Origin of the sequence: Corallococcus terminator, assembly GCF_003611635.1 — a bacterium.
In the GTDB taxonomy this organism is placed as follows: Bacteria; Myxococcota; Myxococcia; order Myxococcales; family Myxococcaceae; genus Corallococcus; species Corallococcus terminator.
In genome coordinates, this window is record NZ_RAVZ01000275.1 from 1 (window position 1) to 13671 (window position 13671).

Sequence of the window (13671 nt, forward strand, 5' to 3'; positions counted from 1 at the left end):
CGGGGCGCTTCACTTCGAAGCCGGCATCCGGGTCCGAATCCCCGCGACGAGCAGGTCCAGGCCGAAGTCGAAGCGACGGTCGAAGTCGCGATCCAGGATGGCGTCCAACGCGCCGGCCGCATGGGGATAGCTCGCCGAGGCCAGGTCCCGCAGGGCCCGTGCCCGCTCCGTCGTCTCGGATGCCTGCGCGGTGAAGCCCTGCTCCTCGATGGTGAAGCCCAGCACGTAGTCGAGCACGGTGAACGTCGCCCAGCCCGCATCGCGCGGCCCCAGCCCCGCCCGGCCCAGGGAGCCGATGACGGTGTCGCTGACACGCAGCGTGTGCTCGGACACCACGAAGGTGCCGGCGTAGACGCGAGCCCCATCCCGGTGCTGGAGGAACGCGCGCCGCAGATCCCCCGCGACCGTGCGCACCACCGTCTCCCAGGGCGAGTCCGCCGTCAGCGTCCGCGCCACGTCCTGGAGCAGCGTGTCCGCCATCGCATCCAGCAGGGCCTGCTTGCCCGGGAAGTGCCAGTACAGCGACGGGGCCTGGATGGAGAGCGCCTTCGCCAGCACGCGCATCGTCAGGCCCTCCAGGCCGCCCTCATCCAGCAGCGCCCACGCCGCAACCACCACCTGCTCCCGCTGGATTCGCATGCTCCGGTCGTCCCTCGCTGACTTGACAAACTAACACCGTTAGTCGATCCCTAACAACGTTAGTTTGAGCCTTCGGGCAGGAGGTCGGTCATGGCGGAAGTCCTCGAAGTCGCCGTGGTGGGAGGCGGTCCCACCGGGTTGATGCTGGCGTGCGAGCTGGCGCTGGCGGGGGTGCGGGTCCAGGTGTTCGAACGGCGCGCGGAGCCCGTGCGCGAGTCACGCGCGCTGACGCTGCACCCGCGTTCGCTGGAGGTGCTGGCGCTGCGGGGACTGGAGGGACGGTTCCTGGAGCGCGGACGGCCGCTGCCCACCGGGCACTTCGCCATGTTGGACACTCGGTTGGACTTCAGCGTGCTGGACACGCGCTTCCCCTACACGCTGTTCATCCCGCAGGCCGTGACGGAGGCGCTCCTGGAAGCGCGGGCCCGGGAGCTGGGCGTGACGGTGCACCGGGGATACACCGTGGAGGTGCTGCGCCAGGACACGGAAGGGGTGGAGCTGGAGGGCACGTCGGAAGCGGGAGTGTTCCGGGTCCGAGCGCGCTTCGTGGTGGGAGCGGATGGGGCCCGGAGCGCGGTGCGAAGGCTCGCGGGCATCGCCTTCCCGGGGACGGACGTGACGCGCACGGCGGTGCTCGGGGACGTGGCGCTCGCGGCGCCGCCTTCGCAGCCCGCCATTGGCATCACGAACACGCGGGGCGGCGTGATGGTGGTGCCCATGGCACCGGGCGTCCATCGCATCGTCGTCAATGATCCGCTCCGCGAACAGGCACCGCTCCGCGAGCCCGTCACACTCGACGAACTGCGGGAGAGCGTCACGCGCATCGCTGGCACGGACTTCGGGATGAAGGAGCCCCGGTGGCTGTCGCGCTTCGGCAACGAGACGCGGCTCGCGGAGCGGTATCGCGACGGACGCGTGCTGCTCGCGGGGGATGCCGCGCACATCCATTTTCCGGCGGGAGGCCAGGGGCTCAACGTCGGCCTCCAGGACGCGATGAACCTGGGATGGAAGCTCGCGGCGGTGGCGAAGGACGGCGCGCCGGATGTGCTGCTGGACAGCTACGCGCTTGAGCGCCGGCCCGTGGGCGATGCGCTCCTGCGCAACACGCTCGCGCAGACCGCGCTCATTGGCGCCACGCAGGAAACCCTCGCCCTGCGCACGCTGATGAGCGACCTGCTGCGGGCACCGAAGCTCAACCGGGAGTTCGCTGATTCCATCAGCGCGCTCGACGTGGGCTACGCGGCGCTGGATGTCCCCTCGCCCCAGATGGACACACCGCTGCTGCCCGAATGGAGCGGACGCAGGCTGGGCGATCTGGCGCTCCGAAAGGATGACGGCACGGACCTGCCGCTCTACTCGGCGCTGCACCCGGGCCGGTGGTTGCTGCTGGGCCTGGGCGATGACTCACGTGCCCTGCCCCGCTGGAAACCGGGGTGGCCGTCGAACGTCACGCACCTGCGAGCACGCGCCCCCGCCGGGCGCGATGAACTCCAGAACGTGGGCGGGATGCTGGTGCGGCCCGACGGCCACGTGGGCTGGGCGTGGGCTGCCTGAGTCCCCAGAAACACGAAGGCCCGGGGCGTTCATCGCACCCGGGCCGCTCGTTCACATCGAACCGGCTCAGCCCAGGCGCAAAAGCTGCCGGGCCTGCTCGGGCGTCGCGGGCTCACGGCCGTGGGACCGGGCGCGCCTGACGGCCTCGGCCACCAGTTCGAAGTTGCCCTTCGCGAGCACGCCCTTGGACAGGTAGATGTTGTCCTCCAGGCCCACGCGCGCGTTACCGCCGCGCTTCGCGGCCTCGTCCACGAACGCAAGCTGCTGGCGCCCCACGCCCGCCACCGTCCAGGTGCAGCCCTCCGGCAGCGAGGCGATCATGAAGTCCAGCACCTCCGGCCGCGCCTGCAACGTGCCCGGTACGCCCAGCACGAAGTCGAAGTGCGCCGGCATCTCCACCAGGCCCTCCTTCGCCAGGTAGCGCGCCTCGTCGATCATCCCCACGTCGAAGCACTCCAGCTCCGGCCGCAGGCCAATCGCGCGGATGCGCTTCGCGATGTCGCGCACCAGCGGCCTCGGGTTCCAGAACACCTCTTCCCCGAAGTTCACCGTGCCCGTGGTCAGCGTGGCCATGTCCGGCCGGTCCGCGCCCGTGAGCGTCAGCGCGCCGCAGCGCTCGTCCACGTCCATGCCCACCGCGCCGCCCGTGGACGTCTGGATGAGCACGTCGGTGCGCTTGCGGATGGCCCGGATGGCAGCGCGGAACAGCTCCGCGTCCTGGGACGGCTTGCCGTCCGCCGTGCGCACGTGCAGGTGCACCATCGCGGCGCCGGCCTCACGGCACTTCACCGCGTCCTCCGCGATCTCCTCCGCGGTGATGGGCAGGTACGGCGTCTGCTCGCGCGTCGTCTCCGCGCCCACCATGGCCGCGGTGATCAGCATGGGCGTGCTCATTTCTGCCCCCGCTGCTTGTCCTTGGGAACGACGCACGTGCCCGTCGCGCGGCACACCACGACGGCCTCCGGCAGCACGTCCGCCGCGGAGTCGTTCACGTCCGGACGCGGACGGATGACCTTGCGCGCCTCGAAGCGCATCTTGCGCGACGTGTTGCCCACGCTGACGATCTCACCCTCCGCTTCGATGAAATCGCCTGCGTACACCGGCGCCAGGAACTCCACGGCGTCGTAGGCGCGGAACAGGCCCTCGTCCCCGTCGGAGCGGATGCACAGCTCCGTGGCCACGTCGCCGAACAGGCCGAGCATCCTCGCCCCATCCACCAGGTTGCCGCCGTAGTGCGCGTCATGGCTGCCCATGCGCAACCGCAGTACCGCCTTCACTCCAGTGCTCACGTGGGTTCCCCCTGGTAGTGGGAGTCCTGGGACTCCTTGCCCTCTTTCTTCAACACCGCGTGCACGATGTAGTTCGCCACGTCGGAGGGCTTCGTGCCCGCTCCGAAGCCCGCGTCGAAGCCCAGCTCCAGCGCCAGCTTGTGGTCCACGCGCGGCCCGCCCAGCAGGAGCAGCGTCTTGCCATGGATGCCCGCGGCCTTCGCCGCATCGATGAACTGGCGCGAGTTGTCCTTGTGCACGTCGCGCTGCGTGACGACCTGGGACACCAGGATGGCGTCCGCGTGCTTCGCCATGGAGCGTTTGATCAGGTCCTCGTTCGGCACCTGGCTGCCCAGGTTGAACGCCTCGAACCCGGGGTAGCGCTCCAGGCCGTAGTCGCCCGCGTAGCCCTTCATGTTCAGGATGGCGTCGATGCCCACCGTGTGCGTGTCCGTGCCGGTGCACGCACCGAAGACGACGATGCGGCGGCCCACCTTCTCCTTGATGAGCGCGTTGAGGTCGTTGAACCCCATCTTGCGCACCACCACTTCCGGCACGTCGATCTCCGCGTAGTCCAGCGACACGGCGGAGCGCGCGTAGACGACGAAGAACGTGTACTGGTCCGCCGCGCGTTCGGCGGCCGCCACCTTCACGTCGGTGAAGCCCATCTGCTTCGTGAACTGGGCGGCGGCCTCCTTCGCCTTCTCCGACAGCGGCACGGGCAGCGTGAACGACAACTGCACCATGCCGTCGTCGCGCCGGTCGCCGTAGGGGCGGATGATCTGCTTGCTCGGCTTCACCATCGGCTTACTTTCCCTTGGGCGGGGTGAACGTCACGCTGGTGCCCACCTTCTCGGCCACCGCGGCGAAACGGTCCTTCTTGCCCTGCTCCATGTAGAAGACCACCGACCACGTCGTCTTCCCGTTGCACCCCACGTACGTCACCGTGTCCACGTTGCCGCTGCCGTCCGGCGCCGCGTCCGTGTCCGACTTGAAGGCCGCCGGCTGACCGCCCACCTTCACCATCGTCCAGCTCGTGCCGCCGATGCTCGCGAGGATCTTCTGGCGGCAGACCTCCGCCTTCATGCCCGCGGTCTGCACCGTGCCCACGTCCACCAGGAAGTAGGCGTCACCCGAAGGCGCCAGGAACTTCTCCGAGCCCTCGGTGTTCGAGCGCGTCCACGCCGCCGGGGCCTTCAGCGACACGTTCTTCACCGACACGTTCGTCAGCGCATCCGCGGAACCGCCCGCGGCCAACATCACAGTCAGCAGGGTACTGGCGATCATGACGCCTCCAGCATTTCAAGGAACGGGTTGAAGTAATCCGGAGCCTTCGGCACCACGCCGTCCAGGCCCTTGCCACCGGTCTCTTCACGCTTGACGTCGCCGAAGCGGCCCTTGCCGATGGCGGCCACCATGCCCTCGGCATGGCATTCGCGCAGCAGTTGCTCCGCGTTGGCGAACACCTCTCGCGCCCGGTTGGCGATCTTCCCGTCCTCGCGGACGGTGAACTCCTCGTCGATGCCGCGCGCCGCGCGGTGGATGTACGACGCGGACTTGAGCGCCACGTACCGGTCCGCGAGCAGCGGCGTGTGCATGGCCTCCGTCATCATCCCCAACAACTGGATGCCCTGCCGCGTCCAGACGGCCACCAGGTCCGCCATCACGTCGTACGCGTGGCTGAAGAAGATGTCCGTCTCCTTGTGCTTGGTGGGCGGCATGTACTTGAGCGGCGCGTCCGGGAAGCAGCGGCGCACCAGCATCGCCTGCGACAGCTCCAGCAACAGCGTGTCGTCGCGATACGGATCGATCTCGTACGAGTGCCCGATGCCCAACTGCCAGTCCTTCAGGCCCGCGCGCTTGGCGAAGCACTCGTTGATGAACTGGCTGGCGATGACCGTGTGGGCCGCGTCGTACGCGTCCGCCGTGGTGATGTAGTTGTCCTCGCCGGTGTTGATGATGATGCCGGCCAGGGCGCAGATGCGGCGGCTGAAGTACTGGTCAATGAACGTGCGACGCATGTTGATGTCGCGGAACAGGATTCCGTACATCGCGTCGTTGAGCAGCATGTCCAGCCGCTCGTAGGCCGCGCAGAAGGCGATCTCCGACATGCACAGGCCGGAGGAGTAGTTGGTCAACTGGATGTAGCGCTTGAGCTTGCGGCTCTCGTCGTCCAGGGCCTCGCGCATCACGCGGAAGTTCTCCTGGGTGGCGTAGGTGCCGCCGTAGCCCTCCGTCGTCGCGCCGTGGGGCACGTAGTCCAAGAGCGACTGCGCCGTGGAGCGGATGACCGCGATGACGTCCGCGCCCGCCTGCGCCGCGGCCCGGGCCTGATCCACGTCGTCGTAGATGTTGCCGGTGGCGACGATGACGTACTTGTGCGGCGCGGGCGACATGGGGAACTGCTCGCGCAGCGCGTTGCGCTGGGCGATGCGCGCCTTCAGCTCCGCCATCGCCGCGCGGGCCTCCGAGCGCACCTCGTCGCGCAGGTTGGCCTCCATCTCCGGCGACAGCACGCCCATCTTGTCCGTGGGCAGCGCGGTGAGCCGCTCCACCGCTTCCAGCGGGCTCTTGGCCCCCAGTTGCAGCGCGCGGCCATACCAGTACGCGGCCCCCCGGTTGAGCACGCCCGCGGCCTTCAGCTTGTCCACCATGAGGTTGGCGAGCGGCACGCCGCGCGCCCCCGCCCCGGAGAGACCGAAGAAGCGCAGCACGGTGCGCTCGTTGGAGACAGTGGTGTTGTGTTGGATGAGGTCGAAGATCGGGTTGACGATCTCGTCCGCCAGCTTCCGCGCTTCAGCAATCCGCGCGTCGTCGATAAACGGGCCTGACATGCGCGCACCCTACCCGAGCAAGGCGCCGATGGGCTCAAGAACCCGGGCCCCCGCACACCCGGTATTGATGCCGCAGCGCGCCTCTTGAATGGCGAGAAGCAGCACGCCCACGCGCCAGATGACGGATCGCGTCAGCCCCATCCAGCGCCTGCCACTGCCCACACCGAATTTTCGGTGCTGGCTGGAACACCGCCTGGGCGGTGAAATGGCCTACCGAAATCCCGGTGGAAACACCGAAGGAGCGGTGAAGCCAGAAGACCCTACCCTCCAAGTATTTGAAATTCCTGGGTTCATCAGTGCGGCATGGGGCGTGCTTTGTCCAGAACTGTGTTCCCCGTCACCTCAGGAGTTCCCTTGAATCGTCGCTCCCTGCTGCTCGCGGTCCTGTTGTCTGGCACCCCTGCCCTGGCGGCCGGCAATCCTCCCGCCATCACCACCGACTCCGGCGCCCCGCTGGGGACGAACCAGAGCTCCAAGACGGCCGGTCCCCGGGGCGGCGTGCTCCTGGAGGACTTCGCCCTCATCGAGAAGCTGGCGCGCTTCGACCGTGAGCGCATCCCGGAGCGGGTGGTGCACGCGCGTGGCGTGGGCGCGTATGGCTCCTTCGAGAGCTACGGGGACTTCTCGCAACTGACGCGCGCGTCGGTGTTCTCCAAGAAGGGCAAGACGACGCCGATGTTCGTGCGCTTCTCCACGGTGATCCACCCCAGTGGTTCGCCGGAGACGCTGCGCGACCCGCGCGGCTTCGCGCTGAAGTTCTACACGGACGAGGGCAACTGGGACCTGGTCGGCAACAACCTGCCCATCTTCTTCATCCGCGACTCCATCAAGTTCCCGGACATGGTGCATTCGCTCAAGCCGTCGCCCATCACCAACCGGCAGGACCCGAACCGCTTCTTCGACTTCTTCAGCCACCAGCCTGAGTCCACGCACATGCTGACCCAGCTCTATTCGGACCTGGGCATCCCGGCGAACTACCGGCAGATGGACGGCAACGGCGTGCACGCCTTCAAGTTCGTCAACGCCAAGGGCGAGGTGAAGTACGTCAAGTTCAACTGGAAGTCGCAGCAGGGCGTGAAGGGCCTCACCGTGGAGGAGGCCACCAAGATCGGCGGCCAGGACTTCGGCCACGCGACGCAGGACCTCTACACGACCATCCAGCAGGGCAAGTTCCCCTCGTGGGAGCTGAGCGTGCAGGTGTTGGATCCGAAGGACCTGGACGGCTTCGCGTTTGATCCGCTGGATGCCACGAAGGAGTGGCCCAAGGACAAGCTGCCCCCGGTGAAGCTGGGCAAGTTCACGCTCAACAAGACGCCGGACAACTTCTTCGAGGAGACCGAGCAGTCCGCCTTCTCCCCGGGCGTGACGCCGCCGGGCATCGAGCCGTCCGAGGACCGCCTGCTCCAGGGCCGCCTCTTCTCCTACGCGGACACGCAGCGCTACCGCATTGGCGCCAACTACCTGCAGTTGGCCGTGAACCACGCGAAGTCGAACGTGAACAACAACAGCCAGGCCGGTGCGCTGAACGCGTCCAACACGAAGTCGGACGTGAACTACGAGCCCAGCATCACCAAGGAGACGCAGGACACGCCCGCGGCGCTGCTGTCCAACGCGCCCCTGACGGGCACCACGCAGCAGAAGGCCATCGACAAGACGGACAACTTCTCGCAGGCGGGCGCCTTCTACGCGGCGCTGGACGCGGGCGGCAAGGAGCGGCTCGTGAAGAACCTGGCGGGCGACCTGGGCCTCGTGCGTGACGCGAAGGTCAAGGCGCGCATGGTCGGCTTCTTCTTCACCGCCAACGCGGACTACGGCACGCGCCTGGCCAAGGCCGTGAACGTGAAGCTGGACGACGCGAAGGCCGCCATCGCCCCGCTCGCCGCGCGCTAGCCCGTCGGAGCGGTTCACCCTCCCCCGCCCCCGTTCATCAGGGGCGGGGGTTTCTTCCTGGAGCTGGAGACGCCCTCATGGTTCGCAAGCTGCTGCTCGGTTCGTTGGGATTGCTGGTGTTGGTGGGTGTGCTGCTGACCGCCGCGTGGCTGTCGCTGCGTGCGCCCGCGCCCCAGGGGCGGCTGCTCGCCACCAGCGATGCGGAGCGCTACCTGCTCGCCGCTTCGCGCGAGGGCGAAACCGACATCGTCACCGGGCTCGTGAAGGCCGGCACGCCGGTGGAGGCCCGTGACGCCCGGGGCTTCTCCCCCCTCATCCTCGCCGCCTACCACGGCCATACGGAGACGGTGAAGGCGCTGCTCGCCGCCGGGGCCGACGCGTGCGCGGGCGACAACCGGGGCAACACCGCCCTCATGGGTGCGGCGTTCAAGGGCTACGCGGACGTCGTGAAGATCCTCAACGCGCAGCCCTGTGCGGTGGACCAGACCAACCGACTGGGTCAGACGGCGCTGATGTTCGCCGTGCTTTTCGGCCGGGACGAGGTCGCCGACCAGCTCCGCCACCAGGGCGCCTCCCCCGCCGTGCGCGATGCCAGTGGCCGCTCCGCGGAGGACTGGGCCCGCACCCAGGCGCCTGTCGCCCCTGTAGCGCCTGCCCTCCCCAATGAGGCCCCGACCGCCCGGGTGCGCTGACGCCTGACGCCCATACGCGGGGTCATGCCTGCCGGCCGCCCCTCGCACCAGCCGTCCTTGCCAGGCGCACTTCCCATCGCCGCACGTTTCGTGATTCCCTGCGGGAATGGGATTAGTCGGGTTAATACACGTTTTACTGGCCATACAAAAATACCGTAATTTTCCACTTAGACTTGACTCGCACCGGGGGTCCGGCCGCATAACATCCCAATCCTTTTCAGGAGCGCTGGGATGACAGGCCTTCGGACAAAACCAGTTCAAGGGTGGGTGGTTTTGGCCCTCGCGGTGCTGGTGGGTGGCTGTGACTTCGGTGGGCGCAAGGTGCCAGAGGTTCCGCCCGCGCCCCCTGAGGCTCCGCAACAGGTCATCGCGCAGCCGGGAGATGCCGCCGCGCTGGTGACGTGGTCGGTGCCCCCGAGCGATGGCGGCAGCGCGCTGCTGTTCTACGTGGTGCGCTGCGTGCCCGAGTGCGGTGGCGCGCTGGTGAAGGTGCCCGACACGCAGGCCACCATCCTGGGGCTGAACAACGGCATCACCTATGTCTTCAAGGTCGCGGCGGTGAACGCGATGGGCGAGGGCCAGGCCTCCGTGGAGACCGACCTCGTGACGCCGCTGGCGGGCATGACCATCCCGAACCCCACGGTGCCAGGACAGCCGCGCTCGGTGGTTCCGACGGCGGGCAACGGGCAGGCGTACGTGAGCTGGCTGGTGCCGGCGAGCTTCGGCGGCCGGCCGCTGTCGTACTTCAAGGTCACCGCGGAGCCCGGGGGCGTCACGAAGTCGGTGGCGGCGCCGGCGTCGGGAGTGCTCATCGAGGGGTTGGACAACGGCACCGCGTACACCTTCACCGTGAGCACCGCCAATGAGCTGGGCGAGGGTCCCTCCGTGAGCACGAAGATGCCGGTGACGCCGCGTCCTGGCGGGGCGCCGGCGAACTGGGTGATGGGCTACTGGGTGGGCTACCAGCGCGACCTGTACCCGGTGGACGCGGTGGACATGTCCCTGCTCACGCATGTGGTGGTGGGCCGCATCCGCCCGCGCATCGACGGCACGCTCTACACGGACTTCGACGTCTCCGCGCTCGAAGGCCCCCTGCTCGCGAAGGCGCTGGCGCAGCGGGCGCACAAGGCCGGCAAGAAGGCGCTGCTGATGCTGGGCGGCATGGGCGAGTACGACGGCTTCAAGGCCGCGACGGAGACGGTGGCGAAGCGCCGCAACTTCGTGGCGAACATCATCAAGGTCATGCACGAGCTGGAGTTCGACGGCATCGACGTGGACTGGGAGCCCATCCTCCTGCCCCAGGACGGCCCGCCCCTGCTGGCGTTGCTGGACGAGCTGCGCGCCGCGGACGAGAAGATCATCATCACGGTGCCCGTGGGCTGGGTGAACTCCAACTTCGCGATGGGCAAGATGGATGTGGACTTCCACAAGGAGCTGGCGGCCCGCGTCGATCAGATGAACGTGATGGCCTACAAGATGAGCGGGCACTGGGGGCAGTGGGAGAGCTGGCATTCCAGCGCGCTGTTCGGCGAGACCCACAACCACCCCAGTTCCGTCGCCAGCTCCGTGAAGGCCTTCCTGGATGCGGGCGTCCCAGCGCAGCGCCTGGGCGTGGGCATCGGCTTCTTCGGCACCTGCTGGAAGGGCGTGACGGAGCCGCGCACACCCCTGGACGGACGGGACGACATCGCGGAGGAGCAGAGCGACAACGCGATGAGCTACGCCAACATCCAGACGCTCTACTACAAGCCGGAAGCCTACCGCTGGGACGACAGAGCGAAGGTGCCCTACCTCGCCTTCCCCACCGCGTTCGGCCCCCAGGCGTGCAACTACATCTCCTACGAGGACATCCCTTCCGTCTCGGAGAAGGGACGCTGGGCGCGGGAGCTGGGCCTGGGCGGCGGCATCATCTGGACCCTCAACCAGGGGCACATGCGCGAACAGCCGCCAGGTCAGAAGGATCCGCTCCTCAAGGCCGTGCACACGGCCTTCCTGAAGCCCTAGACGTAGCGCGCTTCGAACAGTTGTCGCAGGGACGGTTCGGTGCGCAGCAGGTCCAGCGTGAGGGCCGCGTGGCCAGGGACGTAGCCATTGCCCACGAGCATGGTGACGTCCTTGCCCACGCCCTCCGCGCCCAGGGCCGCCGTGGTGAAGCTGGTGGCCATGGAGAAGAAGATGACCGTGCCGCCGTCCTTCACGGACAACAGCGACGCCATCTCCGTGTTGCCCACGCTGGCGCAGTTCACCACCAGGTCGCAGAGCGGACCGCCCGTCGCCTTCTGCACCGCCTCCATCACGTCCACGCCCTGGGTGGCGTCCACCTTCAGCGCCTCGTCACACAGGCCGATGGCGGACAGCGCATCCAGCGCCTTCTGGGAGATGTCCAGCGCCAGCAGCTTGCCCCGGCTCTCCAGGCTGCGGCGGGCCTGCGCCAGGCACAGCGCGCCGCTCTTGCCCGCCCCCAGCACCGCCACCGTCATGCCTGGGCGCACGTAGCGCGCCACCAGCGCGGGCGCGCCGCACACGTCCAGCGCCGCGAGCGCCAACGTGTCCGGCATGTCCTCTGGCAGCTTCGCGTAGATGCCGCTCGCGAAGATGAGCGCGTGGCCCCGGATGTCCACCCGGTCGATGTCCACGTGCACCGCCTTCACCTCTTCGATGACGAGCGGCGTGAGCGTCAGGCTCACCAGCGTGGCGATGCGGTCGCCCTGCTTGAGCACGCCGTTGGCGGGGTGCTTCGCTCCCAGCTCCTTCACCCGGCCAATGAGCATGCCGCCCGAGCCGGTGACGGGGTTCTGCATCTTGCCGCGCTCCAGCACGATGTCCTGGATGCGCTGGGCGATGCGGCCGGGGTCGCCGCCCACGTCGTCTTTGATCTGCTTGAACGACGCGGCGTCGATGTTGAGGCTCTCCACGTCGATGAGCATCTCCGCCTCGCGACACGGCAGCGAGGGGTCCAGCTTGCGGGCGCGCTGCGGCAGCACACCCTTCTCACCCACGACGCGCGACAACCCGTACGAATCAGTGCCCATGGCGTTTCCCCGTCAGTCCTGCGTCAGGCGCGGCACCAGCACCGCCAGCGAACGCTCGAAGCGGTACGACACGCCCGAGTGCCCATCCTCGAACTCCTCGTGCGTCACGTCCACGCCCGCGGCCTTCAGATCGTCCGCCACCATGCGCGTGCCCCAGCGCAGGTTGAACTCGTCGCGCGTGCCGCAGTCCAGGAACACGCCCTTGAGCTTGCGGAAGGAGTCCAGGAACTTGGGCACGAAGCGCACCGGGTCATGCACCAGCCACCGGTTCCACACGTCCAGCCGCAGCTTCGCGTTCTGCTGATCGAAGGGCAGCTCCAGGTTGAGCGGCTCGCCCTTCTTCGGCGAGTACGCCGCCGCCATGGCCAGGATGTTGATGACCGGGAAGTCGTCCCCGCGCATCTTGGTTTCCCGGGCGCGCAGCCGCATCTCCGTGGCCCACGCCTCGACGCCGCCGGACTTGAGCAGCGCGGTGGCCGCCTTGGGCAGGTCCGGCATGTAGCAATATTCGAAGTACGAATCCGGTGCGTGCGCGCCCACCAGGGAGAACAGCTCCGGGTGGTAGCGGCCCATCACCAGCGCGCCGTAGCCGCCGGAGCTGTGGCCCACCACCGCGCGCGACGCGGCCTTGGGCAGCGTGCGCCAGGTCTTGTCCACGAACCCGACGATGTCCTTGGCTAGGTAGTCGCGGTAGCGGCCGATGGCGTCGCTGTTCACCCACTGGCTGCCGCCCAGCTTCGTCCAGGCATCCGGGAAGACGGCGATGACGGGCGGGATGGTGCCCTGTTCGATGAGGGCGTCCAGGCGGTCCGGCACGGATGGGGCGAAGCCGGACACGTTCGTCCAGGAGCCTCCGCTCGAACTGAACGCGTGCAGGAAGTAGACGACCGGGTAGCGCTGCGTGCCCTCGGCGTAGCCCGGCGGCAGGTACACGGTGAGCCGGCGTCGGGCCGGATCCCCCAGCGGATTGTTCTCCAGCGCGGGCGACTGCACTTCGCGCGTCTCGAGCACTCCCTTCATCCCTGCACCCCTTTTTCGCGGTGCTCCGCGCGCATCACGCGCTGGAGCCCGGTGGCTTGGCGAACAGCTTCATCACCTGTTGGAGATCCGCCCACGCATTGCGCTTCTCCGCGTTGTTGCGCAGCAGGTACGCGGGGTGGAAGGTGGGCATGAGCGGGATGCCCTCGTATTCACGCCACGCGCCGCGCATGCGGGTGATGGCGGTCGTGTCGCGCAAGAGCGTCTGCGCCGCGAACTTGCCCAGCGCGACGATGGCCTTGGGCTGGATGGCCAGCAACTGCGAGCGCAGGAACGGTTCGCACGCGGCGATCTCGTCCGGCTCCGGGTTGCGGTTGCCCGGCGGGCGGCACTTCACGACGTTGCAGATGTAGACGTCGTTCCGGGTGAAGCCCATCGCGGCGATCATCTTCGTGAGCAGGTCGCCCGCGGCCCCCACGAAGGGCACGCCCTGGAGGTCCTCGTTCTCACCCGGGCCTTCACCCACGAATACCAGGTCCGCGCGCGGGTTGCCGGAGCCGAACACGATGTTCTTGCGGCCCGTGCACAGCTTGCAACGCCGGCAGTCGCCCAGCTCGCGGCGGACCTGATCCAACGTGGGCCGCTCGCCTTCCACCACCCCCGGCAGCGCGCCACTGTAGCGGGGCGTCGCCCGGGGCACGTCCACAAGCAACCCGGCGGACGGCGCTGCCACGGCTCGCGGAGCAGGAGCAGCCACGGGCGGGGGCGCGGTGACGGGCGCACG

13 protein-coding genes are annotated in these 13671 nt (G+C 68.3%); 4 read left to right on the forward strand and 9 right to left on the reverse strand.

Translation table 11 applies throughout. From position 1 onward, the window contains the following. Positions 1 to 9: 9 nt before the first annotated feature. Positions 10 to 639, reverse strand: a complete 630-nt coding sequence (locus D7V88_RS30425) for a TetR/AcrR family transcriptional regulator C-terminal domain-containing protein (protein WP_120544127.1) — start codon at positions 637 to 639, stop codon at positions 10 to 12. A gap of 90 nt (positions 640 to 729) precedes the next feature. Between D7V88_RS30425 and D7V88_RS30430 the strand changes: the two genes are divergently transcribed. Beyond that, complete coding sequence (locus D7V88_RS30430) at positions 730 to 2193, forward strand: FAD-dependent monooxygenase (protein ID WP_120544128.1); 1464 nt, start codon at positions 730 to 732, stop codon at positions 2191 to 2193. A 66-nt stretch (positions 2194 to 2259) separates the two neighbouring features. Here the strand turns inward: D7V88_RS30430 and kce are convergent, their stop codons facing one another. Genes kce through kamD form a run of 5 tightly spaced genes read right to left on the reverse strand, consistent with a single transcriptional unit; the run spans position 2260 to position 6295 of the window. After that, complete coding sequence (kce, locus tag D7V88_RS30435) at positions 2260 to 3087, reverse strand: 3-keto-5-aminohexanoate cleavage enzyme (RefSeq protein WP_120544129.1); 828 nt, start codon at positions 3085 to 3087, stop codon at positions 2260 to 2262. After that, a complete protein-coding gene (gene kal / locus D7V88_RS30440; RefSeq protein ID WP_208726566.1) occupies positions 3084 to 3482 on the reverse strand; it encodes a 3-aminobutyryl-CoA ammonia lyase in 399 nt (132 codons plus the stop codon). Before kal ends, kce begins: the two co-directional genes overlap by 4 nt. Next, the gene (gene kamE / locus D7V88_RS30445; RefSeq protein ID WP_120535160.1) at positions 3479 to 4264 is read right to left on the reverse strand and encodes a lysine 5,6-aminomutase subunit beta; all 786 of its coding nucleotides are present in this window, start codon (positions 4262 to 4264) and stop codon (positions 3479 to 3481) included. Before kamE ends, kal begins: the two co-directional genes overlap by 4 nt. Before the next feature lie 4 nt (positions 4265 to 4268). Next, positions 4269 to 4748, reverse strand: a complete 480-nt coding sequence (locus D7V88_RS30450) for a hypothetical protein (RefSeq protein ID WP_120544130.1) — start codon at positions 4746 to 4748, stop codon at positions 4269 to 4271. Next, entirely contained in the window at positions 4745 to 6295 is a 1551-nt protein-coding gene (kamD, locus tag D7V88_RS30455) for a lysine 5,6-aminomutase subunit alpha (protein ID WP_120544131.1), read from the reverse strand. Before kamD ends, D7V88_RS30450 begins: the two co-directional genes overlap by 4 nt. A gap of 354 nt (positions 6296 to 6649) precedes the next feature. Here kamD and D7V88_RS30460 point away from each other — a divergent pair, with 354 nt between their 5' ends. The 3 genes from D7V88_RS30460 (at position 6650) to D7V88_RS30470 (ending at position 10881) form a co-directional block, all read left to right on the forward strand. Then, the gene (locus D7V88_RS30460) at positions 6650 to 8185 is read left to right on the forward strand and encodes a catalase (RefSeq protein ID WP_120544132.1); all 1536 of its coding nucleotides are present in this window, start codon (positions 6650 to 6652) and stop codon (positions 8183 to 8185) included. Between the two features lie 77 nt (positions 8186 to 8262). After that, entirely contained in the window at positions 8263 to 8877 is a 615-nt protein-coding gene (locus D7V88_RS30465; protein WP_120544133.1) for an ankyrin repeat domain-containing protein, read from the forward strand. 267 nt (positions 8878 to 9144) lie between these two features. After that, positions 9145 to 10881: a glycosyl hydrolase family 18 protein gene (locus D7V88_RS30470; RefSeq protein ID WP_341870729.1), complete on the forward strand. Its 1737-nt coding sequence runs from the start codon at positions 9145 to 9147 to the stop codon at positions 10879 to 10881. Here D7V88_RS30470 and kdd read toward each other — a convergent pair. The 3 genes from kdd to D7V88_RS30485 all read right to left on the reverse strand — a co-directional run. Continuing rightward, positions 10878 to 11909: an L-erythro-3,5-diaminohexanoate dehydrogenase gene (kdd, locus tag D7V88_RS30475; RefSeq protein WP_120544135.1), complete on the reverse strand. Its 1032-nt coding sequence runs from the start codon at positions 11907 to 11909 to the stop codon at positions 10878 to 10880. The genes D7V88_RS30470 and kdd overlap by 4 nt on opposite strands. 12 nt (positions 11910 to 11921) lie before the next feature. Next, entirely contained in the window at positions 11922 to 12929 is a 1008-nt protein-coding gene (locus tag D7V88_RS30480; RefSeq protein ID WP_120544136.1) for an alpha/beta hydrolase, read from the reverse strand. Between the two features lie 34 nt (positions 12930 to 12963). Next, the coding region (locus tag D7V88_RS30485; RefSeq protein ID WP_244238481.1) for a uracil-DNA glycosylase at positions 12964 to 13671 on the reverse strand (708 nt) is incomplete at its 5' end.

Coding starts and splice junctions, on each gene's coding strand:
- kce (WP_120544129.1), bottom strand. CDS start 3,087: ATGAGCACGCCCATGCTGATCACCGCGGCCATGGTGGGCGCGGAGACG.
- kdd (WP_120544135.1), bottom strand. CDS start 11,909: ATGGGCACTGATTCGTACGGGTTGTCGCGCGTCGTGGGTGAGAAGGGT.
- D7V88_RS30480 (WP_120544136.1), bottom strand. CDS start 12,929: ATGAAGGGAGTGCTCGAGACGCGCGAAGTGCAGTCGCCCGCGCTGGAG.
- D7V88_RS30430 (WP_120544128.1), top strand. CDS start 730: ATGGCGGAAGTCCTCGAAGTCGCCGTGGTGGGAGGCGGTCCCACCGGG.
- kamD (WP_120544131.1), bottom strand. CDS start 6,295: ATGTCAGGCCCGTTTATCGACGACGCGCGGATTGCTGAAGCGCGGAAG.
- D7V88_RS30465 (WP_120544133.1), top strand. CDS start 8,263: ATGGTTCGCAAGCTGCTGCTCGGTTCGTTGGGATTGCTGGTGTTGGTG.
- D7V88_RS30450 (WP_120544130.1), bottom strand. CDS start 4,748: ATGATCGCCAGTACCCTGCTGACTGTGATGTTGGCCGCGGGCGGTTCC.
- D7V88_RS30425 (WP_120544127.1), bottom strand. CDS start 639: ATGCGAATCCAGCGGGAGCAGGTGGTGGTTGCGGCGTGGGCGCTGCTG.
- kamE (WP_120535160.1), bottom strand. CDS start 4,264: ATGGTGAAGCCGAGCAAGCAGATCATCCGCCCCTACGGCGACCGGCGC.